The organism is Antrihabitans cavernicola (genome assembly GCF_008297975.1).
Classification (GTDB): domain Bacteria; phylum Actinomycetota; class Actinomycetes; order Mycobacteriales; family Mycobacteriaceae; genus Antrihabitans; species Antrihabitans cavernicola.
Map to the genome: position 1 here is coordinate 292189 of NZ_VLNY01000003.1, position 22464 is coordinate 314652.

At 65.1% G+C, this 22464-nt stretch carries 22 protein-coding genes; 16 read left to right on the plus strand and 6 right to left on the minus strand.

The window, feature by feature from the left end; all coding sequences use genetic code 11:
- Positions 1-118: 118 nt before the first annotated feature.
- The 4 genes from FOY51_RS08620 to FOY51_RS08635 all read left to right on the plus strand — a co-directional run bounded on the left by FOY51_RS08620 (position 119) and on the right by FOY51_RS08635 (position 3259).
- Positions 119-1147: an NUDIX hydrolase gene (locus FOY51_RS08620; protein ID WP_149429801.1), complete on the plus strand. Its 1029-nt coding sequence runs from the start codon at positions 119-121 to the stop codon at positions 1145-1147.
- Between the two features lie 144 nt (positions 1148-1291).
- Positions 1292-2218: a pyridoxal 5'-phosphate synthase lyase subunit PdxS gene (gene pdxS / locus FOY51_RS08625; RefSeq protein ID WP_149429802.1), complete on the plus strand. Its 927-nt coding sequence runs from the start codon at positions 1292-1294 to the stop codon at positions 2216-2218.
- A gap of 37 nt (positions 2219-2255) precedes the next feature.
- Positions 2256-2954, plus strand: a complete 699-nt coding sequence (locus tag FOY51_RS08630; protein ID WP_214633081.1) for an AzlC family ABC transporter permease — start codon at positions 2256-2258, stop codon at positions 2952-2954.
- Positions 2951-3259: an AzlD domain-containing protein gene (locus FOY51_RS08635; protein ID WP_149429803.1), complete on the plus strand. Its 309-nt coding sequence runs from the start codon at positions 2951-2953 to the stop codon at positions 3257-3259. Before FOY51_RS08630 ends, FOY51_RS08635 begins: the two co-directional genes overlap by 4 nt.
- Here the strand turns inward: FOY51_RS08635 and FOY51_RS08640 are convergent.
- A complete protein-coding gene (locus FOY51_RS08640; RefSeq protein WP_149429804.1) occupies positions 3252-3872 on the minus strand; it encodes a nucleoside/nucleotide kinase family protein in 621 nt (206 codons plus the stop codon). The genes FOY51_RS08635 and FOY51_RS08640 overlap by 8 nt on opposite strands.
- A gap of 69 nt (positions 3873-3941) precedes the next feature.
- On the opposite strand from FOY51_RS08640, the gene FOY51_RS08645 reads away from it, so the two are divergent.
- Entirely contained in the window at positions 3942-4760 is an 819-nt protein-coding gene (locus FOY51_RS08645) for an acyl-CoA thioesterase (protein WP_149429805.1), read from the plus strand.
- A 6-nt stretch (positions 4761-4766) separates the two neighbouring features.
- On the opposite strand, the gene FOY51_RS08650 is transcribed toward FOY51_RS08645, so the two are convergent.
- The 3 genes from FOY51_RS08650 to FOY51_RS08660 form a co-directional block, all read right to left on the minus strand.
- The gene (locus FOY51_RS08650; RefSeq protein ID WP_149430038.1) at positions 4767-6464 is read right to left on the minus strand and encodes an APC family permease; all 1698 of its coding nucleotides are present in this window, start codon (positions 6462-6464) and stop codon (positions 4767-4769) included.
- Positions 6465-6582: 118 nt separating this feature from the next.
- The gene (locus tag FOY51_RS08655) at positions 6583-8037 is read right to left on the minus strand and encodes a DHA2 family efflux MFS transporter permease subunit (protein ID WP_214633082.1); all 1455 of its coding nucleotides are present in this window, start codon (positions 8035-8037) and stop codon (positions 6583-6585) included.
- Positions 8034-8657, minus strand: a complete 624-nt coding sequence (locus tag FOY51_RS08660) for an NADPH-dependent FMN reductase (RefSeq protein WP_149429807.1) — start codon at positions 8655-8657, stop codon at positions 8034-8036. Before FOY51_RS08660 ends, FOY51_RS08655 begins: the two co-directional genes overlap by 4 nt.
- A gap of 104 nt (positions 8658-8761) precedes the next feature.
- Here FOY51_RS08660 and FOY51_RS08665 point away from each other — a divergent pair, with 104 nt between their 5' ends.
- The 8 genes from FOY51_RS08665 to ruvB all read left to right on the plus strand — a co-directional run bounded on the left by FOY51_RS08665 (position 8762) and on the right by ruvB (position 15440).
- Positions 8762-9364, plus strand: a complete 603-nt coding sequence (locus FOY51_RS08665; protein ID WP_149429808.1) for a TetR/AcrR family transcriptional regulator — start codon at positions 8762-8764, stop codon at positions 9362-9364.
- A gap of 21 nt (positions 9365-9385) precedes the next feature.
- On the plus strand, positions 9386-9991 hold the full coding sequence (gene pdxT / locus FOY51_RS08670) for a pyridoxal 5'-phosphate synthase glutaminase subunit PdxT (protein ID WP_149429809.1): 606 nt from the start codon (positions 9386-9388) through the stop codon (positions 9989-9991).
- A gap of 22 nt (positions 9992-10013) precedes the next feature.
- Positions 10014-11648: a dihydroxyacetone kinase family protein gene (locus FOY51_RS08675; RefSeq protein ID WP_149429810.1), complete on the plus strand. Its 1635-nt coding sequence runs from the start codon at positions 10014-10016 to the stop codon at positions 11646-11648.
- A 148-nt stretch (positions 11649-11796) separates the two neighbouring features.
- Positions 11797-12549 carry a YebC/PmpR family DNA-binding transcriptional regulator gene (locus FOY51_RS08680; RefSeq protein WP_149429811.1) on the plus strand — a complete coding sequence of 251 codons (753 nt, stop codon included), beginning with the start codon at positions 11797-11799 and terminating at the stop codon, positions 12547-12549.
- A gap of 8 nt (positions 12550-12557) precedes the next feature.
- Positions 12558-13133 (plus strand): hypothetical protein, encoded by a 576-nt coding sequence (locus tag FOY51_RS08685; protein ID WP_149429812.1) that lies wholly within the window; start codon positions 12558-12560, stop codon positions 13131-13133.
- A 52-nt stretch (positions 13134-13185) separates the two neighbouring features.
- Positions 13186-13767, plus strand: coding sequence for a crossover junction endodeoxyribonuclease RuvC (gene ruvC, locus FOY51_RS08690; protein WP_149429813.1), 582 nt, complete (start codon positions 13186-13188; stop codon positions 13765-13767).
- Between the two features lie 6 nt (positions 13768-13773).
- Positions 13774-14379: a Holliday junction branch migration protein RuvA gene (ruvA, locus tag FOY51_RS08695; protein WP_149429814.1), complete on the plus strand. Its 606-nt coding sequence runs from the start codon at positions 13774-13776 to the stop codon at positions 14377-14379.
- Positions 14376-15440, plus strand: coding sequence for a Holliday junction branch migration DNA helicase RuvB (ruvB, locus tag FOY51_RS08700; protein ID WP_149429815.1), 1065 nt, complete (start codon positions 14376-14378; stop codon positions 15438-15440). Before ruvA ends, ruvB begins: the two co-directional genes overlap by 4 nt.
- Here ruvB and FOY51_RS08705 read toward each other — a convergent pair.
- Positions 15437-17518 (minus strand): ArnT family glycosyltransferase, encoded by a 2082-nt coding sequence (locus FOY51_RS08705; RefSeq protein WP_149429816.1) that lies wholly within the window; start codon positions 17516-17518, stop codon positions 15437-15439. The two genes, ruvB and FOY51_RS08705, sit on opposite strands and share 4 nt — an antisense overlap.
- A complete protein-coding gene (locus FOY51_RS08710) occupies positions 17458-18876 on the minus strand; it encodes an alpha/beta hydrolase (RefSeq protein ID WP_235916201.1) in 1419 nt (472 codons plus the stop codon). The genes FOY51_RS08705 and FOY51_RS08710 overlap by 61 nt, the downstream gene beginning before the upstream one ends.
- A 177-nt stretch (positions 18877-19053) precedes the next feature.
- Here FOY51_RS08710 and yajC point away from each other — a divergent pair, with 177 nt between their 5' ends.
- The 3 genes from yajC to secF all read left to right on the plus strand — a co-directional run bounded on the left by yajC (position 19054) and on the right by secF (position 22464).
- The gene (gene yajC / locus FOY51_RS08715; protein ID WP_149429817.1) at positions 19054-19446 is read left to right on the plus strand and encodes a preprotein translocase subunit YajC; all 393 of its coding nucleotides are present in this window, start codon (positions 19054-19056) and stop codon (positions 19444-19446) included.
- A 112-nt stretch (positions 19447-19558) separates the two neighbouring features.
- On the plus strand, positions 19559-21265 hold the full coding sequence (secD, locus tag FOY51_RS08720; RefSeq protein WP_149429818.1) for a protein translocase subunit SecD: 1707 nt from the start codon (positions 19559-19561) through the stop codon (positions 21263-21265).
- Between the two features lie 2 nt (positions 21266-21267).
- A complete protein-coding gene (secF, locus tag FOY51_RS08725; RefSeq protein ID WP_149429819.1) occupies positions 21268-22464 on the plus strand; it encodes a protein translocase subunit SecF in 1197 nt (398 codons plus the stop codon).

Here is a 22464-nt window from a genome sequence, read left to right on the forward strand (position 1 = left end):
CGCTCGTTCCTCGCTGCGATGCTCACGACGGGACTCGAGACGTGACACTTTCGCTCTCGTCCCGCCCCTCCGCTCCTCGCTCGTTCCTCGCTGCGATGCTCACGACGGGACTCGAGACGTGACCTTTTCGGCCCTGACCATCCTCATCATCGCCCTCGTTGCAGCGGCGATTTTCCTGCTCGGCCTGTGGGCGTATTCGACCGCCAACCGGCTGGACCGATTGCATGTTCGCTCCGATCAGGCGTGGCAGGCGCTCGAAGCCGCTCTGGGGCGTCGGGCCGTCGTCGCGCGAACCGTAGCCACGGCAACGGCGGGCACCCGAGCAGATGAGAGCAAACGGTTGACAGCGCTTGCGGGGCAAGCGGAACGAGCGGACCGCAGCGAGCGGGAGAGTGTCGAGAACGCGTTGTCGGCAGCGTTGTCCACCGTCGACATCGAGACTCTTCGGCCGCAGATGGTTGCCGAACTCGCCGATGCCGAAGCACGTGTCCTCATCGCGCGCCGGTTCCACAACGACGCCGTGCGCGACACACTCGCCTTGCGCACGCGTCGATCGGTGCGGGTGCTGCACCTCGGCGGTACGGCTCCGTTGCCCACCTACTTCGAGATCGCGGAACGGATCGGGTCGACCGGCGGGTCCGGCCTGGGTCCCGCGGCCAACCGGACATCCGCCCGGGTGGTCATGCTCGCCGCCGACGGCGCCGTGCTGTTGCTCCGGGGCCACGACCCTCAGATACCGGATTCGTCCTTCTGGTTCACCGTCGGTGGTGGCGTGGAGCCGGGCGAGAGCCTGCGTGCGGCGGCGGTCCGCGAGATCGCCGAAGAGACCGGGCGCACGGTGGAGCCGGGATCGTTGCGCGGGCCGATGTGGCGTCGGGTCGCGGTGTTCCCGTTCGACGGCGAGCTCATCCGGTCCGAAGAGTTGTTCTACGCGCTCGAGGTGCCGCGGTTCGAGCCGAGCCACGGTGGGTTCACCGACCTGGAGAAGCGCGCGATCACCGGCCACAAGTGGTGTTTGCCCGCCGACATCGATGCACTGGTGGCGGCAGGTGAACCGGTGTATCCCCAGGATCTGGGCGTGCTCCTCGACGAAGCGCGCAGTGCCATCGACACTCTGGTTCAACCCGAGGTTCGCTCGATCCGCTGAGCTGGACAAGGCCAGCGGTTCCCGGGTGGATATCGACCGAAGTATTGCTCGGCCTAAGATTGAGTGATATCGCAGCGTCCCTCGGCCGGTTCACGTGGTCGAGGGTTCAGCTATGCACCTCAATCGTCTACCCAGGAGTACGCCGTGAGCACCCCCGAGAACACCCAGGCGACGCCCGTCGCTTCGCCCGCCCAGGTCGGTACGGCCCGGGTGAAGCGAGGCATGGCCGAGATGCTCAAGGGCGGGGTCATCATGGACGTCGTCACCGCTGACCAGGCAAAGATCGCGGAAGACGCCGGCGCCGTTGCTGTCATGGCTCTCGAGCGCGTGCCTGCCGATATCCGCGCGCAGGGTGGCGTGTCTCGCATGAGCGACCCGGACATGATCGACGGCATCATCGCCGCCGTGTCCATTCCGGTGATGGCCAAGGCGCGCATCGGCCACTTCGTCGAAGCGCAGATCCTGCAGAGCCTGGGCGTCGACTACATCGACGAGTCCGAGGTGCTGACCCCCGCCGACTACGCCAACCACATCGACAAGTGGAACTTCACAGTTCCCTTCGTCTGTGGCGCCACCAACCTCGGCGAAGCGCTCCGACGCATCACCGAAGGCGCCGCGATGATCCGCTCGAAGGGCGAGGCGGGCACCGGCGACGTGTCGAACGCCACCACCCACATGCGCAAGATTCGCGACGAGATCCGTCGGCTGACCTCGCTCCCCGAAGACGAGCTGTTCGTCGCAGCCAAGGAATTGCAGGCACCGTACGACCTGGTTCGCGAGATCGCACAGGCTGGCAAGCTCCCCGTCACGCTGTTCACCGCGGGCGGCATCGCCACTCCCGCAGATGCGGCGATGATGATGCAGTTGGGTGCCGAAGGCGTGTTCGTGGGATCTGGCATCTTCAAGTCCGGCAACCCCGCCGAGCGTGCCGCAGCCATCGTCAAGGCCACCACGTTCCACGACGACCCGGACGTGCTCGCCAAGGTGTCGCGCGGGCTGGGTGAGGCTATGGTCGGCATCAACGTCGACGACCTCCCTGTGGGCCACCGTCTCGCGGAGCGAGGCTGGTGACGCTGCCTCGCCGAGCGCGGTTGGTGATCACCGTCCGTTGACGGAGAACGCTCGGCCGGCGCAGGGCGCCTTCAGCGCTGTAGTCCCACTGGGATTGGCGATGGCTCTCGTCGGCGCGTCGTTCGGGGCGCTGGCTACGGGTAGTGGTCTGCCGTTGGTCAAAGTTGTTGCGCTGTCGGCAATCCTGTACGCAGGTGGGGCGCAGTTCCTGGTTGTAGCTGCCGTAGCCGCTGGTGCTGCGCCGGCTGCTGTGGTCATCGGTGGCGCGTTGCTAAATGCTCGCCATCTGCCCTACGGCCTCGTGCTGGCCGACGTCCTTGCGGGCAGATGGTGGACCCGCGTGATCGGTGCTCATCTGATGACCGACGAGGCGACCGCGTTCACGACCGCCGAGCTCGCGCGACACGGCGACGTGGCGAAGGCGCGACGTACGTTCTTCATCGCAGGGACAACGCTGTTCGTGGGCTGGAACGTCGGAACGCTGATCGGTGCGGTTGGCGGCGACCTGGTCGGCGATCCCAACGCATTCGGCCTCGACGCGGCTTTTCCCGCGGCGCTGTTGGCGTTGACCGCAGCCTCGATGCGAGCGCGACTCGACCGTCGGGTCGCATTGCTGGGGGCGGCCGTCGCAGTGGTTCTCACGCCGTTCCTGCCTGCCGGGGTCGGCGTTCTTGCAGGGCTGCTCGGTTTGATCGCCGCAGGCCGCGATCCGGTGCGGGCGAGTGAAACGTCATGAGCTGGTGGGTGATCGGGGTTTTGGCCGCGCTGACGTACTGCTTTCGGATCGTCGGTCCGGTCCTGCGTGAGCGGATCCACGTCGGACCTCGCGCCGTCCGCTACATGGAACTTGCCGCGACGGCATTGCTGGTATCGCTCGCGATCACGCAGACCGTGTACGCGAGCGACGGCTTCGCCGGGTGGGCACGAATCGCCGGAATAGCCGTTGCGGGAGTGCTGATCTGGCGGAGAGCGCCGTTCGTGGTGATCGTGGTCGGGGCCGCTGCTGTGACAGCGGTGCTCCGTCTCGTTGGACTCACCTGACGTCGGCCGCGATCGCAGGTCGATCGCGATGATCCCACCGAACAACGATCGCGTCCTCGCCTTCTGTTTCGCGCTCGTGCTGCAGCAGAGCAGGCACCGTCCACTGCTGATCGGGAGGTGTCGTGCGTTCCAGCGCAGCAGAACCGAGCTGCAGGCGCACCGCAGCGTCGAATCGAATGTCCCGGCCCAGCAGCATCGGGCCTGCGATGATCACGGCGGAGTCGGCTCTGGCCGTGCGCACTGTGCTCCGCGTCGACCGATCGAGTCGTTCGTCCCACAATGCGGGCAGCCAGCGCCCGTCCGCGCGGAACGAGTCCACCACCTCGCGGGCAAGCGCGTCGTAGTCGAACCACAAGGTGCGATAGGACATTTCGTCCGTCCGACCGAACTCCAGGCGGATGGAGGCCGGCCGCGCGTAGTCGTGCAGCGACACGACCGCGCATTCCCGGCCGCGGGCACGTACTTCTGCGGCTACATCACACGCCACCACCATCGGATCGGCAGCGTCTGCGCCATCGAGGGCGATCACGGCCCGACCGGGCACCGCGATGACATGATCCGCGACGTAGTCGACGAGGCGGTCCCCCGAGATGGGCGTGAACTGGTGCGGCACAGTCCCATCTTGCCCGTATGTACGTATTGCTAGCCTGAGCACACAGTTTCCGGGTTGAAGGGACAGGTCATGGCGACCATCGAGCAGGCGCTGGAGATCGAGCAGCTGGAGAAGGACATCTTCCGCGGCAAGTCGGTCGAGACCGAGCTGCAACGCACGTTCGGTGGTCAGGTTGCCGGACAGTCCTTGGTGGCGGCGGTGCGAACCGTGGAGCCGCAGTTCCAGGTGCACTCGTTGCACGGTTACTTTCTGCGGCCGGGAAATCCCAAGGCGCCGACCGTGTATCTGGTCGATAGGATTCGCGACGGTCGCTCGTTCTGCACGCGTCGGGTCACCGGAATCCAGGATGGCAAGGCGATCTTCACGATGTCGGCGTCGTTCCACGTCGGCGACCAAGGCATCGAACACCAGGACACGATGCCGGATGTTCCGGGACCGGACGACATCGTCGATCAGACCGAACTCACTCCGGAGCAACTCTGGTTGTACAGGGAATGGGACCACTGGGACATTCGGGTTCTTCCCGATGACCGCGTCGATCATCGTCGCGGGTCCGTGGCGCAACAGCAGGTCTGGTTTCGTTACCGCGAGAAGCTGCCCGACGACCCGATTTTCCACGTCTGCACGCTCGCGTACATGAGCGACATGACGCTGTTGGGTTCGGCGAAGGTGATCCATCCCGACGAGCCGACGCAGACGGCATCGCTCGATCACGCACTGTGGTTCCTGCGTCCGTTCCGCGCCGACGACTGGTTGCTCTACGACCAGACCTCCCCGTCGGCGGGATTCGGCAGGGCGCTCACGCAGGGCCGCATCTACGACCGGTCGGGTGCGATGGTCGCCGCCGTTGTTCAAGAAGGTCTGTCGCGGACACTGCACGAGTCGTAGCTGCCGTCACACTCCGACCGCATCGAGTCGGACGTGGCACACCAACGCATCGGTGTCCTTGCGTAGCAGCCGATCCAGTTCTGCCACATGATGGCTGGGCAGAATTCGTCGCCAGGGCCGCGGTGCGTCGACTTCGCCGATAACCACGACGACGCGACGGTCGGCGAACTCCCGGCGCACGTAGTCCACGATCGGCGCCGCGATCTCCGCGTCGGTGTGGTCGAGGAGCACGAGTCGCACATCTGGATGCCAGTCGTCCCATTCTCTGGTGAACCGAGTGGTCGATTCGCCGGGCAGGCAGACGTGCACCGCGACCACGTCGGACCCGATCGACATTCCCGCACACAGGGCTTCTCGACTCACCTGGGACACCTCGGCAACCGGGACGACGACGACGGTGCCCGCAGGCGCGGGAATCGGCGGCACGGCGCCGCGTTGGACGCGGTTGTCGATTCTGGTGTAGGCGTTGCGGATTCGCTCCATCAGCAGTACAAGAGCAGGCAGCGCCAACACGACAAGCCACGCCCCGCTGGTGAATTTCATTGCCGTGGTGACGATTGCGGCGACGAAGGTGAGTATGCACCCGAAACCGTTGAGCGCTGCACGCCACTGCCAGCCCGACTGCTTGTCGAGAAGCCAGTGCCGGACCAGCCCTGCTTGCGCAATGGTGAAACCGACGAACACGCCGATGGCGAAGAGCGGCACCAGCGCGTTCATATTGCCGTCCGCTCCGATCAGCAGGACGCCTGCCGCGATGCCGAGGGTGACGACGCCGTAGCGATACACGTCGCGATGGGACTTCATCGCGAATCGGTGGGGGAGACAGTTGTCGTCGGCGAGGATGCGCAGCAGCGTCGGCAGACCGCCGTACGAGGTGTTGGCAGCGAGTGCCAAGAGAACGACTGTCGCGAATTGCACCACGTAGTAGCCGATTCCATGGCCGAGTGCCGCTTCGGTCAGCTGCGCGAGCACCGTGGTGCCCTCGACCGGGTGCAACGAGAACTTGGCAATGAGGATGGACAGGCCGATCAGCATTGTGCCGAGCAAGGCGCCGAGTGCAACCTCGGCGCGTTGTGCGCGAACCACTTTCGGAGCCTTGAAGTCGGGGACCGCGTTCGCGATCGCCTCGACACCGGTCAGCGCCGCGCAGCCGCTGGAGAACGCCTTGAGCAGCAGCAGAATTCCGATCGTGTGTGCGTTCGACGCGACCGCTGCGCCTTCGGCGACACTCGCCGGGTGCGATCGGAGCAGTCCGGCGACGATCACGACGGCGATGCTCCCGACGAAGATCACCGTCGGGAGCATGAAGGCGCGTGCACTCTCGGCGATGCCACGCAGATTGATCGCGGTGACGCCGACCAGGATCGCGAGGCAGATCCACACCGTATACGGCAGCAGCCCCGGGATCGCCGAGGTCAGCGCAGCCACCCCGGCGGCTATCGACACGGCAACGTTGAGGACGTAGTCGATGATCAGGGACGCCGCAGCGGCCAGGCTGGTGCGGCGGCCGAGATGCGCTCGCGCGACCGCATATGCGCCACCGCCGTTGGGAAATGCGACGATCACCTGGCGATACGACGCGACCAGCACCGCGAGCAGTGCGGCGATCGCGAGGGTGACCGGCACCGTGAATCCGAGACCCGCACCGCCTGCTGTGGCGAGGACCAAGACGATGGCCTCGGGGCCGTAGGCGACGGACGCCATGGCGTCGAGGGACAAGCCCGCAAGCCCGGTGGACACGGTCAGTTTGGTGCGGTCGGACGCCGCACCGGCGGGACCGGTTTTCGGGCCGCGCTGAAGTAGAGCAATGGTCACGTCGCGACTATGCGCGTGGAAATGCGCTCGACGACTGGTCTTTACGTATCGCTGACGGCCGGGCAGTCGATTTTGACGGGCTGGAAATGCAGGAGAACCAGAGCCAGGCTGCGCTGACCGTCGTGGCGGCGGCCGCAATCAGTTGCCACGTGAAAGCCGATCGAAAAGCGGATTCGGCATCCGTCGAGAGCCCGCGAGCCAAGACGACGGCAAACAGCGCACCACCGACCGCGCCTCCGATTCGCTGCACGATGCTGACCTGCGCCGTCGCATCCGGCAGTTGATCAGGTTGCACGGTCTTGAACGCTTCGATGCCAGGCGGCACCGCTGCGCACGCGATCGCAATACCCAACAGCACCAACAGAATCTGCACGAGGATCGGATCGGAGTTCGCATCGAGCAGGACGAACGGCAGGGTCGTGGCAACGGTGGCGATGCCGCCGAGCGTCGCGATGGTGCCGCCACCGAAGCGGTCGATCAGCCGCCCGCACAGCGGTAGTGCCAGCGCGGTTCCACCGCCGAGGGAGAGCAATTGGAGGCCGGTCGAGATCACACTGCTTCCGTGCAGCAGCTGAAAGTAGAGGGGAAACAGCAGGGCACTACCGAACATCAGGGCTCCGGAGAATCCGGCCGTCGCGCTTGCGGCGACGTAGACGCGGTTGCTGTACAGCCGCATGTCCAACAGCGGATTGTGTTGGCGCAGTGAGCGTGCGGTGAATGCGGCCAGCCCCGCCACTCCCAGCGTCAGCGAAATCCACACCTCGGCGTCCAGGGGAGTTCCCGCCGATCCCCACGACGTCAGTGCGAACACGAGCAGCGGAAGCCCGACTCCGATCAGGATCAGCCCGCGCCATTCCAGCCGCTCCGTGGGTCGGGCGGCGCCGCGCGGAATCAGCCGCATGCCCAATGCCAGCTCCGCGATTCCGATCGGAACGTTGACCAGGAACAGCCAATGCCACGACGACCAATGCAGAATCACGCCGCCCGCGACCGGTCCCAACGCGGGGGCCAGCGATACGGCGATGCCCAGCGTTGCCATCAACCGGCCCAACCGTTCAGGGCCGACGGCTTGGCCCAGAATCGTCTGACCTGCTGGAACGAGCAGCCCTGCAGCCAGGCCTTGGACCACGCGCAGCGCGACGAGCGACTCGATGTTCGGCGCGAGCGCGCACAGTGCCGACGCGATGGTGAAGCCCGCGAGTGCACACAACCACAGTCGACCTACCCCGATTCGACGCCCGAGCCACGCACATGCAGGTAACGACACCGCCAGGGCAAGCAGATATCCGCTCGATACCCACTGAGTCGTAGCGAGGTTCGCGTGCAGGTCGGCGCCGATGCTGTCGAGGCCGATGTTGGTGACCGACGCGTCCAGCCCGCCGGCGAACGCCCCGAACGCGATCACCCAGGCCATGCGCCAGACGACAGGTGGGATCGTGGTGTCTTCGCGGATGGCTGTCACAGCAGCGCTGCCTCGAGTCGCCCCGATCGCAGAGCGGCCAGCGCGGTGGACCATGCGATCAGTTCGTCGAGCATGGCGTGCAGGGTCGGGACTTGATGCGAACCCGGTGTGAGAGTGCCTGATTCGAGCGGATCGGCCAGTTGGAAATCCGTGGACATGGTCAGGGCGACCTGTGTGCGGACCGTGGCGACCTCGACTTCCGACAAGACCGGCCGCAAGTGTTCGACAGCGCGGGTGCCACCTTGAATCCCGTAACTGACGAATCCTGCTGCCTTGTCGTTCCATTCGTCGTAGAGATAGTCGATCGCATTCTTCAACGCTGCCGGGAACGAGTGGTTGTATTCGGGAGTGACGAAGACGAATCCGTCGTAGGAAGCTATCGCCTCGGCCCAGACGCGGGTGTGCGCATTGGCGTAGCCACCGTTGTTCGGAGCGACTTTCGCCGGTGCGGACTCGTCGAGGAGCGGCAAGTCGTAGGCGGCGAGGTCGACCGATTCCAACTCGACGGTGCCGTCGCGGACCGCGGCGTGTTGTGCGGCTGTTGCCGCGACCCAGTCGGAGACCATGGTGGCGCGTCGTTCGGGGCGGGTACTGCCGGTGATCACAGCTATGCGGATCATGATTTCTCCTTCGGTGTGACGGACGCTCCGGTACTCTAGTTCCAAAGTACAACGAGCGTTGCAGTTAGTAAAACGATCGTTGTAAACAAACCGAGAGGAACGCGATGAGCAGGACCGACAAGCGGCGGTCGATGTTGGACGGTGGGCTCGCGGTGTTCGCGCGCGACGGCTATTCCCGTGCGAGCATCGACACGATCGCGGGGGAGTCCGGTGTCTCCACACGCACTATCTACAACCATTTCGAGGACAAGGCCGGACTGTTTCGTGCAGTGATCTTGGAAAGTGCGAATCAAGCTGCGGAACATCAGATGGCAATCATCGATCGGCACCTCCGTAAGGTCGTCGATCTGGAGGCCGACCTGGTGGAGTTCGGTCGCGCATGGGCGACGCCCGACCCCGATGCCGCAGTCCACTTCGCGCTGGTTCGCCAGATCAACGCCGATTCCGGTCACCTACCCAAGGACGCGATCGATGGGTGGCAGGAGACCGGGCCTATGCGCGTGCGCCGGTATCTGGCCGACCGGATCGCCGAGTTGATCGAGCGTGGCCTGCTCAGTGGCGACGATCCTTTCCGCATGGCCCTGCACCTGTCGTTGCTGGTGACCGTCCGCAATCCCTCGTTCCACGGCGCGGAGCACACCGCCGCCGAGACCGAGGCGATGGTGCGTGCCGGAGTGCACGCCTTCCTCCACGGATACGGCGACTGACCGTTCTCGTATGCTCGGGCCATGAGTCAACGACCGACCATCGGGGTCCTTGCGCTGCAGGGTGATGTGCGAGAGCACTTTTCGGCGCTCGTCGAGTGCGGTGCGGATCCGGTCGGTGTTCGACGCGTCAGCGAATTGGATCGGATCGACGGCCTGGTGATTCCGGGTGGCGAATCCACCACCATCAGCCGACTGCTCTCGGTTTTCGAGTTGCTGGAACCGCTGCGCGAGCGGTTCCGTGACGGACTGCCCGGGTTGGGCTCCTGTGCGGGGATGATCATGCTGGCGTCCAAGGTGCTCGATACGCGACCCGACGCCCAGCACCTCGATGCGATCGATATGACCGTGCGGCGCAATGCTTTCGGTCGCCAGGTCGATTCGTTCGAAACCGATCTCGAGTTCGCGGGAATTGCCGGCGGGCCGATGCGGGCTGTGTTCATCCGGGCGCCATGGGTCGAGGAAGCCGGCGACGACGTCGAGGTGTTGGCGCGAGTCCCGCACGGTCCGGCGGCGGGGCGAATCGTCGCGGTGCGACAGAGCAAGGTGATCGCGACGTCGTTCCATCCCGAGGTGACCGGCGACCTGCGCGTGCACCAATTGTTCGTCGACACCGTCCGCCGGGACTGAGCATCGCGCCTAGTGTGAGGTGATGGCGAACTTCATCGACAACGCCGACACTTTTCTTGCCGATTCGACCCGAGGCTTCGTCGCCGCGCACCCCGATGCCCGGTGGGATCGCGCCGGGTTTCTGGCGCGGCGAGCGCCGCTCCCGCCCGGTCGGGTCGCGGTGGTATCCGGTGGTGGTTCGGGGCACGAGCCGTTGCACGCGGGTTTTCTCGGCGACGGAATGCTGACCGCTGTCTGTCCGGGCCTGGTGTTCACATCGCCGAATGCTCTGCAAATCGCCGCAGCCACAACGGAAGTCGATGCAGGCGCGGGCGTACTGCACATCGTCAAGAACTACACGGGCGACGTGATGAATTTTCGGATCGGTCGGGCGATCGCGGCGGAGGCAGGCGTAACCAGCGACGTGGTTCTGGTGGACGACGACGTCGCAACCGAATCAGAATCGGGGCCGGGGCGACGCGGCACCGCAGCGACGATTGTCGTCGAAAAGCTCTGTGGCGCAGCGGCTGCCCGCGGTGACACTCTGAGCGAGGTTGCCGAGTTGGGCCGTCGGACCGCTGCGGTCGCCCGGAGCATGTCGGTTGCGCTCAGTCCGTGCACGGTGCCCGGAGCAACCGCACCGAGTTTCGATCTCGAGCCTGGTCAGATGGAAGTCGGCATCGGTATCCACGGTGAGCGTGGTGTCACGCGCACCGAGCTGGAACCGGCCGAAAGCATTGTGCGACTTGTGCTCGACCGGATTGTGCCGTCGGCTTCCGTCGCATCCGGTGACCGGGTCTTCGTCGTGGTGAACGGCCTCGGCGCCACCCACGACCTGGAATTGCATCTGCTGTTCGGGCACGTCGTCGAGCAACTCGCACAGCGCGGAATCTCGGTGCTGCGCAGCCTGGTCGGTACTTTCGTCACGGCCCTCGACATGGCAGGCGCGTCGATCACCGTCGTCAAGGCGGACGAAGCGATGCTCGACCTCTGGGATGCGCCGACGGCTGCGCCCTCCTGGCCCCGAGTGACCGGCGGGCCGGTCGACGCCGTGGCGGATACGTCGTTCGCCGAGCCCGACGACACCGCGGAGACCGGCAGCGAGAATCGTTGGTTGACTGCGTTCGTGGGCAAGGTGCTCGACCAAGTCGACAACCTGACCGCCCTCGACCGGCAGGCGGGAGACGGTGATTTCGGCACCAACATGGCTGCCGCGTTGAAGCACTTCTCGCTGCCGTTGCGCGGCGACGACCCGACGGTGCTGACGGCGATCTCGACGTCGTACCTGCTCCGCTCGGGCGGCACATCCGGCGCGGTGTTCGGAACGTTCTTTCGCGCCCTCGCCCAGGGGCTGCCCGCCGAGGGCGCGACGGTGCCGGATGTGGCGGCGGCGGTCCGCACGGGATTGCGGCAGGTTCAGGATCTCGGCGGTGCCCAGGTGGGGGACAAGACCGTCGTCGACGCGCTGTCGCCCGCCGCGGATGCGCTCGACGAACACACCGGCGACCTCGCGGCCGCCTTCGCGGCGGCTGCAGCGGCAGCATCGGATGGAGTCGCGGCAACAAGGTCGTCGGTTGCTACGAGAGGCCGCGCCAGCTACGTCGGCGATGCTGCTCGCGGAGTCGAAGACCCCGGCGCGCTCGTGATGAGTTGGCTTTTCGAGGCGTGGGCTTCTTGACGCGACAGTTGTGTACGCATCGCGACCGTTGCAACTGTCGCGACACGTAGACAACGTGCGCGTATTGGCTGGCGGGGGACGCCGCGTAAGCTGGTGAAGCTGTAAGCCGGACGGTGCACCGGGGAATCGACCTGAAGGAACAATACGTATGAGCGGCCACTCCAAATGGGCTACGACCAAGCACAAGAAGGCTGTGATCGACGCCAAGCGCGGTAAGTCCTTCGCGAAGCTGGTCAAGAACATCGAAGTGGCAGCACGTACCGGCGGCGGCGACCCCGCAGGCAACCCCACGCTCTACGACGCCATTCAGAAGGCCAAGAAGACGTCGGTGCCCAACGACAACATCGAGCGCGCGCGTAAGCGTGGCGCAGGTGAAGAAGCGGGCGGCGCCGACTGGCAGACCATCATGTACGAGGGCTACGGGCCCAACGGCGTCGCGCTGCTGGTCGAATGTCTCACCGACAACCGCAACCGCGCAGCCGGTGAGGTACGCACAGCAATGACCCGCAACGGTGGCAACCTCGCCGATCCCGGATCGGTGGCCTATCTGTTCTCCCGCAAGGGCGTCGTGGTGCTCGAGAAGAACGACCTGTCCGAGGACGACGTGCTGACGGCCGTGCTCGAGGCCGGCGCCGAAGACGTCAACGACCTCGGCGAGTCCTTCGAGATCATCAGCGAGCCCACCGATCTGGTCGCCGTGCGCACCGCGCTGCAGGATGCCGGAATCGATTACGACTCTGCCGATGCCAGCTTCCAGGCTTCGGTCAGCGTGGCCGTCGATGCCGACGGCGCGCGCAAGGTGTTCAAGCTGATCGACGCGCTCGAAGACTCCGACGACGTGCAGAACGTGTACTCGAACGTCGACATCTCGGACGAGGTCCTCGCCGAGTTGGACGACTGACGGGGCCGATGCCGACTCGTCGCTTCATCGCGGTTCTCGCTGGGCTTGGTGCTGTCAGTGGTGGCCTTGCGTCCCTCGTGTGGCGGTATGTGGATCCGCCGACGTTCGGGAATACCTACTATGCGACTTCGCAGATGCAGTACGAGCAGTTCATCGAGCCGTACTCGGGTTCGATGGACATCCACACACCCTGGGCCGCGGGTTGGCTCACTGCCAGCGTGTCCCTCGTCGCTCTCGGCGCAATTCTGTTTGCAGTTGCAGGGCTGTGGAAGTCACGGGCGTGGCGTTTGGTCCGCGACTATGACGCACCGGTGATCTCGCTCGTTACCTTCCTTGCAGCGCTCGGTCTGCTCCTCGGCCTTTGTGTATCCGTCGCAATCCTTGCCCTGCCGCCCGGGACGACGCTCGACGGCGTTGGGAACCGATTCCAGTCGTTCACGCTTCATCTGACAGACACGGACACACTCTGGTGGCTGACTCCGCTGATCGGTGCACTGCTTGGTTGCATCGCCGCGGTGGCGGCAACGAAGCTCGGCTGGCGACTCGTTCGAACAGGACCCGTGTCGCAACAAGGAACCGTCTGACCCTGCAGCTAGGCTATCGAACAGCTGTTCGTAGTCGGTGGAGGGAAGTGCTGTGCGCGTAATGGGCGTCGACCCTGGGCTGACTCGCTGCGGTCTCAGCGTGATCGAGGGCGGGACGGGGCGGAAAGTGATCGCCCTCGACGTCGACGTCGTCCGCACTCCCGCGGACATGGATCTGGCCGAACGGTTGCTGCTGATTGCCGATGCCGCCGAGTACTGGATGGACACCCACAAGCCGACCGTCGTCGCCGTCGAACGGGTCTTCGCGCAGAACAACGTGCGGACTGCAATGGGAACGGCACAGGCCGGCGGAGTGATTGCACTTGGTGCGGCGCGTCGGGGCATCCCCGTCGCCTTCCATACTCCGAGCCAGGTGAAGTCCGCCGTCACCGGAAACGGCACCGCAGACAAGAATCAGGTGACCGCCATGGTGACGCGCATCCTCGGATTGCAGACCAAGCCGACCCCTGCCGACGCGGCCGACGCCCTCGCGCTGGCAATCTGTCATTGCTGGCGCGCGCCGATGATGGAGCGCATGGCCAAGGCGGAAGCCGCGGCGGCCGAGCAGAAGAAGCGCTACGACGCGAAGTTGAAGCAGATCCGCAAGGAGGCCGCGGTTGCCAAGAAAGGCTGATATCAGGTGATTGCCTCTGTACGCGGCGAGGTTCTGGAGATCGCGCTCGATCACGTGGTGATCGAAGCCGCGGGGGTCGGTTACCGACTCAACGCGACCCCGTCCACGCTCTCCGCGTTGCATCGCGGCGACGATGCTCGACTCGTCACCGCGATGATCGTGCGCGAAGACTCGATGACGTTGTACGGATTCACCGATGCCGAATCACGCGACCTGTTCGGTTTGCTACAGACGGTGTCCGGCGTCGGCCCACGACTGGCGATGGCGACATTGGCGGTTCTCGAGCCAGAGGCACTGCGTCGGGCGTTGGCCGACGGCAACGTCGTTGCGTTGACCAGGGTGCCGGGCATCGGCAAGCGCGGCGCCGAGCGCATGGTGGTCGAGCTTCGCGACAAGGTCGCCGCCGTTCCCACTTCGAGCGGTGTGCCCGGCGCGACACCTGAGCAGTCTGCGGGTTCGGTGCGCGACCAAGTTGTCGAAGCATTGACGGGGTTGGGCTTTCCCGCGAAGCAGGCAGAACAGGCCACCGATGCCGTACTTGCGGCAGAGCCCGACGCGAATACCTCTGTCGCCCTGAGGGCTTCGCTCGCATCCCTGGGTAAGAATCGATGACGGAGGAATCCGAGTCGCAGGTGGACGCCAGTTTCATTGCGTCCGACGGCGACATCGACGCCAGCCTCAGGCCGAAGTCGCTGGACGATTTCATCGGTCAACCCCGGGTGCGCGAACAGCTGCAGTTGGTGTTGAGCGGGGCCAAAATGCGCGGCGGCACACCGGATCACATTCTGCTCTCGGGTCCGCCCGGGCTCGGCAAGACCAGTATGGCCATGATCATCGCCGCTGAACTCGGCTCGGCGCTGCGACTCACGTCGGGCCCGGCGCTGGAGCGAGCCGGCGACCTCGCAGCGATGCTGAGCAACCTGGTCGAGGGCGACGTGCTGTTCATCGACGAGATCCATCGCATCGCCCGTCCCGCCGAAGAAATGCTGTATTTGGCGATGGAGGACTTTCGTGTCGACGTCATCGTGGGCAAAGGCCCAGGCGCGACGTCGATTCCGCTCGAGGTGGCACCGTTCACGTTGGTCGGAGCCACCACGCGATCCGGTGCACTGACGGGCCCGTTGCGAGACCGCTTCGGCTTCACTGCGCACATGGATTTCTACGAGCCTGCTGAGCTGCAACTGATTCTGGCCAGGTCGGCTCGGATTCTCGGCGTGCCGCTGGGCGACGACGCCGGCGCTGAGATCGCCGGTCGATCACGCGGTACTCCCCGTATCGCGAACCGCTTGCTGCGCCGGGTCCGTGACTACGCGGATGTGCGGGCCGATGGCGTGATCACCCGCGAGATCGCCCGCGCCGCTCTTGCTGTGTACGACGTCGACCAGTTGGGACTCGATCGTCTGGACCGGGCCGTGCTGGGTGCCCTGGTCCGGAGCTTCGGCGGCGGACCCGTCGGTGTCTCCACCCTCGCCGTCGCGGTGGGTGAAGAACCTGCGACAGTCGAAGAGGTTTGCGAGCCATTCCTGGTGCGGGCCGGGATGATTGCCCGCACACCGCGAGGTCGGGTGGCGACTGCCGCTGCGTGGGAGCAGTTGGGACTTACGCCACCACCCGACCTGACGATCGGTGGTATCGAGGTTCGCGCCAACGAACCCCAACAGGGTTTGTTCTAGCTCTTCGGCTGGGTCAGGTTGTACACCGTCGCCGATCCCACTGTTGTTGGTGTGAAGTTCGACGTGACCCAGTCGGCGATGTCGCTGTGGCCCCGCCCGAAGAAACCGGCCACCGACGCCGGCGACCCTATGACCGGCGGCTGCTGCGTAGTTTGACCGCCGCGACCCTTGGCGCCTGCCTTACCCGTCGGTGCCGCCGGCATTGTCTGACCGCCGCGCCCGCCACGATTCTGCACGATGTAGTACGTCACATCGTGATCGTGGACATAGGTCTGGAACTGCTGCAGTGTCGGTGCCGGGTCGCTGCCCGAGAAGCCGCCGATAGCCATAATCGCTGTGTTGCTGGGCAATTCGAGTGCGGCAGCGGACGATGAGCGATCCATTGCCGCCGACCACTTGGTATCCGTCGCGCGCAACATCGCGTCGAGCTGCGGGTTGTCCTGACCTTGGCCGAACATCCCCGCGAACGCTGCGAATGCGGCAGGAAGCTCACGCTTCTGCTGCGGACCGACCGTGGGGCCGCCACCCAGGTGTGGCTGGCCGACAGTGGCAACCGCGTATGCCGTCGAGCCACCGAGCGCCGCGATGATCGCGATCGAGGTGACGATCGTGGCGATGGACCGCGAACGCTGCCACGAAATCAGCAGTGCCGCAGCGGCAACGACGGTCAGAGCCAAGATGATCCAGCGAAGCTCCGGGAACCAGCCGCTGTTGCGACGCAGGATCCAGAAGCCCCAGCCGCCTGCGGTGAGGACCAGTGCAGACATGCCTGCGCGTCCGAACCACGATTCGCGTCGACTCCACATTTCGTGGGCGGCGATCGCGGCCATGCCTGCAACGCCCGGTGCCAGGGAGAGGCAGTAGTACGGGTGGATGGTGCCCTTCATGTAGCTCAGCACCAGTCCGTCGACCAGCAGCCAACCACCGAACACGATCGCACCGGCACGCACCAGATCGGTACGCGGAGCACGACCCCGCGAGATCAGCACCAACACGAAGCCCAGCAGCGCAGCCGGAATCAGCCAGCCGATCTCGTAGCCGAATTCGCCGGTGAAAAGCCGTGACAAGCCGCGGGTTTGGCCGCCGAAGCCACCGAACCCGCCACCACCGAACCCGCCACCGTGCCCGCCCGTAGTCGCTGCGTGCCCCGCTGCGCTGGCGCCATGTCCGGCTGCCGCAGCTGGGGGAGTCGGCATGTGCTGTGCGCCGCCACCGGGACCGCCACCACCGGGGTGGTTGCGACCCAATACGCGAGCAAAGCCGTTGTAGCCCAACACCAGGTTCATGAAGTTGTTGTCCGTGGATCCGGCGAGGTAGGGCCGCGCGGGTGCGGGCCAGAGCAGCGTGAGAACGACATACCAGCCGGAGGCGACGAGCAACGCGACCAGCGCACCGACCGAGTGCAGCAGCCGCTTGCCGAGCGGTGTCGGCGCAGCGATCAGATACGCGATGCCCAGCGCAGGCAGCACCATCAACCCTTCGAGCATCTTCGCCAAGAACGCGAATCCCAGTGCCGCGCCTGCCAATGCGATCCACGTTGCACTGGCGCGCTCGAGTGCGCGCACAGTGCAATAGGCGCCGACCATCATCAGCAGCACCATTACCGCGTCCGGGTTGTTGAACCGGAACATCAGTACCGCCACCGGAGTCAACGCCAGCGCAGCGCCCGCGAGCAAGCCCGCGTTGCGTCCGCTGATGCGGGTGACGGCGCCGTAGAGGAGTGCGACCGATGCGACTGCCATCAGTGCCTGCGGGATCATCATCGACGCGCTACTGAAGCCGAAGATCTGGCCGGACAGCCCCATCACCCACTGGGAGACCGGCGGCTTGTCGACGGTGATGAAGTTGGAGCTGTCGAGCGAGCCGAACAGCAAGGCCTCCCAGTTCTTGGACCCGGCCTGTGCGGCCGCGGCATAGAACTGGTTGCCCATCCCGTTGATGGTGATGTTCCACAGGTAGAAGACGGCCGTGCCGACGAGCAGCACGCCGAGGCCGAGACGTTGCCAGCCCGTCGCCGTTACAGCTTCCCCGCTATCCAAGGCAGGGCGTCCGAGAAGGCGGTTGCCGCGAACTGCCATGTGTGGCCTCCCGTCATCGTGTTGACGTTGCACGTAATCGATACCGATGTCGCTGTCTTGCATAGGTTTTCCGCTGCACCCTTCTCGTCAGTGTCCGGCGTGTCGTCATGACCGCCGAATCCGCTCGCGGTCGCTGCGGACTGTTGTGGTCGATGGAAATTGCCGGGAAATTGGCCGTTCTTCCCCGCGCCGTAGCGCTTGGCGGGTGTGCCCGTGTCCTCGAATCGACCCGAAACCCCTGTGTATGGGCCGTGACTCGTCATCACCGTCGTCGGATCGTATTTCGCCCAAGTTGCGGCATTGCCGCCGTAGAGGCGATCGATGGTCTGTTGTTTGGTGCCTGCTGTCGGGCCGGCATCGCCTGCGATATCGACGAACGAGCTGAACAGATCGGGGTGCATCACTGTGAGATCGACGGCGCAGGTGCCGCCCATCGACCAGCCGATGATTCCCCACTGGGCGGGGTTCGACGAGGCGGAGAAGTGCGAGACGATGTACGGGCGCACGTCTTCGGTGAGGTGATCGGCCGAGTTGCCGCGCGGTCCGTCGACGCATTCGGTGTCGTTGTTGAAGCTGCCACCGGAATCGACGAACACCAGGATCGGCGTCTGACCGTTGTGCGTGCTGGCGTAGTTGTCGACGACGGGAATGATGTTTCCGCTCCGCATCCAGTCGGCGGGCGTGTTGAACTCGCCGGCGATCATCATCACGGCGGGAAGCGTGGGTGGGGTGGGGCCCGCGAACCATGCGGGCGGGAGGTACACGTACTCGGTGCGGTGGGCGAAACCGCTGGCGTCGTCGGGAATGCTGACCGGAACCACCTTGCCGGTGCTCGGATTGGTGCCGCGGAGGCCCGCCAGGTCGCTTGCATCGACCTGATCGGGCAACGGCCCTGCTGTGACGGCACCCCATGCCGACTGCAGGGTGGGGAAGTAGCCGACCCATTGATTGAGTGCGAGCAACGCGCACAACACGCTCAGCGGTATCGCGAGTGCCGACAGAATGCGGCGCCACCAGCGGGTCCGCCGCCAGCCGAGGACCAGCACAGCGATCGCACCGATCGTGACGGCGATCCACACCCAGAGTTGGAACGGCGCCGGATCCGACGACAAGCCTTCGGAATCCATGTAGAGGCGGGCCAGAAATGCCCCACCGACGCCAACCGCAGCGCTGATAGGAACCCAGATCAGCCGCCAACGACCGGTGCGCCAACCGATGGCCGCGATCAGAACCACCACGGTCACGATTTCCACCGTCAACGGCAGCCAACCGCCCAGCACGGAAATTCCATGCTGAAATCCGCCGTGGGCGGCGGGAGCGGCGACTGGGTTAGCTGCTGGGGGAGCCTCGGATTGCACGTTCGAGAGTCTCGATGCGCTACCTGGGTACACCCTGTGAGGACGCCGCGACTTTGCTGGAAGGCGGGCGGTGGGAGACACCGACTGTCCAGTAATGGCAGACTGGTGGTTCGCCCTGGGTTGTTGTCAACCCGGGTAATGCCATGCCGTGCCTAACCCTGAGGACTGACATCCGCGATGGAACTGCTGTTTCCGCTCTTGATCGTTGCCCTGCTCGTTCCGATGTTTCTCGGCGTCCGGCGCCAGAAGAAGGAACTCGCACGCACCACTGAGCTGCAGGAATCGCTGAAGGTCGGCGACCGCGTCCTCACCACATCGGGGCTCTACGGCACCATCGTCGAGATCGACGACACCACCGTCGACCTCGAGATCGCCGAGGACGTCATCACCACCTGGTCGCGCGCCGTCGTTCGTGAGCGCGTTGCCGACGATCATTTCGAGGATGCGGACGACACCACCGCAGACGATGCGACCGCAACAGATGTCGCTGATCAGCATGTCGTCGAGAAGACGGATGTCGCGCCGGAAGAAACCGCTGCCGACACCGAGCGCCGCCTGAACAAGGAGTGAGTGCACCGACTCGTCGTCGCCGGCCGCGAGGCATCTCAGCATCCTGAGACCTCGCAGGCCGGTTTCTGTCGCCTGCCCACCGAACCGCACGTACTGAGGAGAATTACGGACCGTGGCACCTTCCAACGGATCGGTGCATACAACGCGTGCGCTGGCGATTTTCGCCGCGCTGGTCGCTGTTGTGTATGCCTTGATTTTCTTCACAGGAGACCATTCGGCAACGCCGAAGCTAGGCATCGATCTCGAGGGCGGTACGCGCGTCACGCTGACCGCGCGCACCCCGGACGGCAGCAAGCCGAGTCAGGACAGCCTCAAGCAGGCGCAATCGATCATCCAGACCCGCGTCGACGGACTCGGCGTCGGCGGGTCCGAAGTGATCATCGACGGTGACAACCTCGTCATCACGGTCCCCGGTGACAACAGCTCGCAGGCCAGGGCCCTCGGCCAGACTGCGCGTCTCTACATTCGCCCCGTTCTCTCGTCGCGTCAGGGTGGTACACCCGGCGCCGCGCAGGCACCAGCAGCACCAGGTGCCAACCAGCAGGCACCCGCGCCGGCAGAACCCGCTGCACCTGCACAGCCCGCTGCACCCGCACAGCCCGCCGCACCGGCGCCGCAGGGCCGACCCTTCCCTGCGCAGCAGCCCACCAACCCGGCACCGACGCCGACGCCCGCGCCGAAACCTGATTCGGATTTGAGCGCCAGTCAGCTGGCTGCGAAGGAAATCCAGGAAGCCAAGGCGACGCGGCAGAGCACGGATCCGGCCGCGCAGCAGGCCGCACTGGCCGCGATGGACTGCAGCAAGCCGGACCCCCTGCAAGGCAGCGACGATCCGAAGCTGCCGCTGGTCGCGTGCTCGCAAGACGGCACGCACGTCGACCTGCTCGGTCCCAGCATCATCGACGGCCAGGAGATCGCCGACGCCTCGTCGGGCTTCAACTCGCAGCAGGCACGTCACGAGGTGAGCCTGAAGTTCAAGTCCACCGGCAGCGATACCTGGGCGAAGTTCACCTCCGCCAACATCGGCAAGCAAGCCGCCTTCGCGCTCGACTCGAAGGTGGTCAGCGACCCGGTCATCCAGGGCGCAACACCGGCGGGCAGCTCCACCTCGATCACGGGCAACTTCACCGCCGCGTCGGCCAAGGATCTGGCCAACACGCTGAAGTACGGATCGCTGCCGCTCTCGTTCGCGTCGTCGGAGGCAGAAACGGTCTCCGCAACGCTGGGCTTGGCGTCGCTGAAGGCGGGTCTGCTCGCCGGCGCGATCGGCCTGGTCGGAGTGCTGATCTACTGCCTGCTGTACTACCGGATGCTGGGCATCCTCACCGCGCTGTCACTGCTGCTCTCGGGCGTGATGGTCTACGGAATTCTCGTGTTGCTGGGTCGATACATCAACTTCACCCTCGACCTAGCCGGTATCGCCGGTCTGATCATCGGTATCGGTATGACCGCCGACTCGTTCGTGGTGTTCTTCGAACGAATCAAGGACGAGATGCGTGAGGGCCGCAGTTTCCGGTCCGCCGTGCCTCGCGGTTGGGCGCGAGCCAGACACACCGTCCTCTCGGGTAACGCGGTCACGTTCATCGCCGCAGCCGTGCTCTACATCCTTGCGGCCGGTCAGGTGCAGGGCTTCGCCTTCACCCTCGGCCTGACCACGATCCTCGACGTCGTCGTCGTCTTCCTCGTCACCGCACCGTTGGTGACGTTGGCATCGAAGTCGCCGTTCTGGTCGCGTCCGAACATCAACGGCCTCGGCGCCGTGCAACAGGTCGCCAGGGAACGCCGCGCCGTTGCCGCTGCGGGCGCGAAGGAGCTGTGACCATGAGCGACTCCAGTACCGAACAGAGCACCACCATCACCGATTCCGGCGTCGATCAGTCGAAGCAGCCGCACCACAGCCTGCTGTCGCGGCTCTACACGGGCACCGGCGGCTTCGACGTGATCGGGCGTCGGCGGTTCTACTACATCCTCACCGCCGTCATCGTCCTGGTTTCGTTGGCGAGCATCGCGTTCCGCGGTTTCACCTTCGGCATCGAGTTCGAGGGCGGATCGCAGATCCAGTTGCCCGCAGGCAACGCGACGGTTCAGCAGGTCGAAGACCTGTACTCGCAGACTCTGGGCCAAGAGGCCGTGTCCGTGCAGACGGTTGGCGCGGGCAGTAGCAAGACCATCCAGATCAGGTCCGAGGCGCTCGACACCGATCAGGTCAACAAGCTGCAGGACTCGCTCTACACAAAGTTCCAACCCAAGGACACCAACGGCAACCCCAGCCGCAATGCGATCAGCACTTCCGATGTCAGCGAGACGTGGGGCGGCGAGATCACGCGAAAGGCGCTGATAGCCCTCGCGGTGTTCCTGGTCCTCGTCACGATCTACATCGCGATTCGCTTCGAGCGTGACATGGCGATCGCCGCCCTGGCTGCGCTGTTCTTCGACATGAGCGTCACGGCAGGCATCTACTCGCTCGTCGGATTCGAGGTCACGCCTGCAACGGTGATCGGCGCTCTGACGATTCTCGGCTTCTCGCTCTACGACTCGGTCGTCGTGTTCGACAAGGTCGACGAAAACACCCGTGGCGTAACGCATCTGAACAAGCGAACCTACGCGGAGCAGGCCAACCTCGCGGTCAACCAAACATTGATGCGTTCTATCAACACCACCCTGATCGGCATCCTCCCGGTGATCGGGTTGATGGTCATTGCGGTGTGGCTGCTCGGTGTCGGCACCCTGAAGGATCTAGCCTTGGTCCAACTCGTAGGCCAGATCGTCGGTGCGTTCTCGTCGATCTTCTTCGCGACACCGTTGCTGGTGTCGATCAAGGAACGGTGGGGACCAGTGGCTGCTCATACAAAGAAGGTGCTCGGTAAGCGGCAGACCGCTGCTGCGGGAGGCGTAGTCGCCGCCGCTGCTGCGCCGTCGTATGCGGTCGCGTCAGGAACTCCCCGTTCGCGTAGCACTGCTTCGGCACCCCAACCCGGGGCAAGGCCGACTGGAAAGCGCAACAAGAGAAGGCACTGA

Excerpts from the sequence above, each read along its gene's own strand:
- secF (WP_149429819.1), top strand. The coding sequence starts at position 21,268 with ATGAGCGACTCCAGTACCGAACAGAGCACCACCATCACCGATTCCGGC.
- pdxT (WP_149429809.1), top strand. The coding sequence starts at position 9,386 with ATGAGTCAACGACCGACCATCGGGGTCCTTGCGCTGCAGGGTGATGTG.
- FOY51_RS08645 (WP_149429805.1), top strand. The coding sequence starts at position 3,942 with ATGGCGACCATCGAGCAGGCGCTGGAGATCGAGCAGCTGGAGAAGGAC.
- FOY51_RS08635 (WP_149429803.1), top strand. The coding sequence starts at position 2,951 with ATGAGCTGGTGGGTGATCGGGGTTTTGGCCGCGCTGACGTACTGCTTT.
- FOY51_RS08650 (WP_149430038.1), bottom strand. The coding sequence starts at position 6,464 with ATGGCGTCCGTCGCCTACGGCCCCGAGGCCATCGTCTTGGTCCTCGCC.
- yajC (WP_149429817.1), top strand. The coding sequence starts at position 19,054 with ATGGAACTGCTGTTTCCGCTCTTGATCGTTGCCCTGCTCGTTCCGATG.
- FOY51_RS08660 (WP_149429807.1), bottom strand. The coding sequence starts at position 8,657 with ATGATCCGCATAGCTGTGATCACCGGCAGTACCCGCCCCGAACGACGC.
- FOY51_RS08685 (WP_149429812.1), top strand. The coding sequence starts at position 12,558 with ATGCCGACTCGTCGCTTCATCGCGGTTCTCGCTGGGCTTGGTGCTGTC.
- ruvB (WP_149429815.1), top strand. The coding sequence starts at position 14,376 with ATGACGGAGGAATCCGAGTCGCAGGTGGACGCCAGTTTCATTGCGTCC.
- FOY51_RS08675 (WP_149429810.1), top strand. The coding sequence starts at position 10,014 with ATGGCGAACTTCATCGACAACGCCGACACTTTTCTTGCCGATTCGACC.
- FOY51_RS08705 (WP_149429816.1), bottom strand. The coding sequence starts at position 17,518 with ATGGCAGTTCGCGGCAACCGCCTTCTCGGACGCCCTGCCTTGGATAGC.
- FOY51_RS08680 (WP_149429811.1), top strand. The coding sequence starts at position 11,797 with ATGAGCGGCCACTCCAAATGGGCTACGACCAAGCACAAGAAGGCTGTG.
- FOY51_RS08665 (WP_149429808.1), top strand. The coding sequence starts at position 8,762 with ATGAGCAGGACCGACAAGCGGCGGTCGATGTTGGACGGTGGGCTCGCG.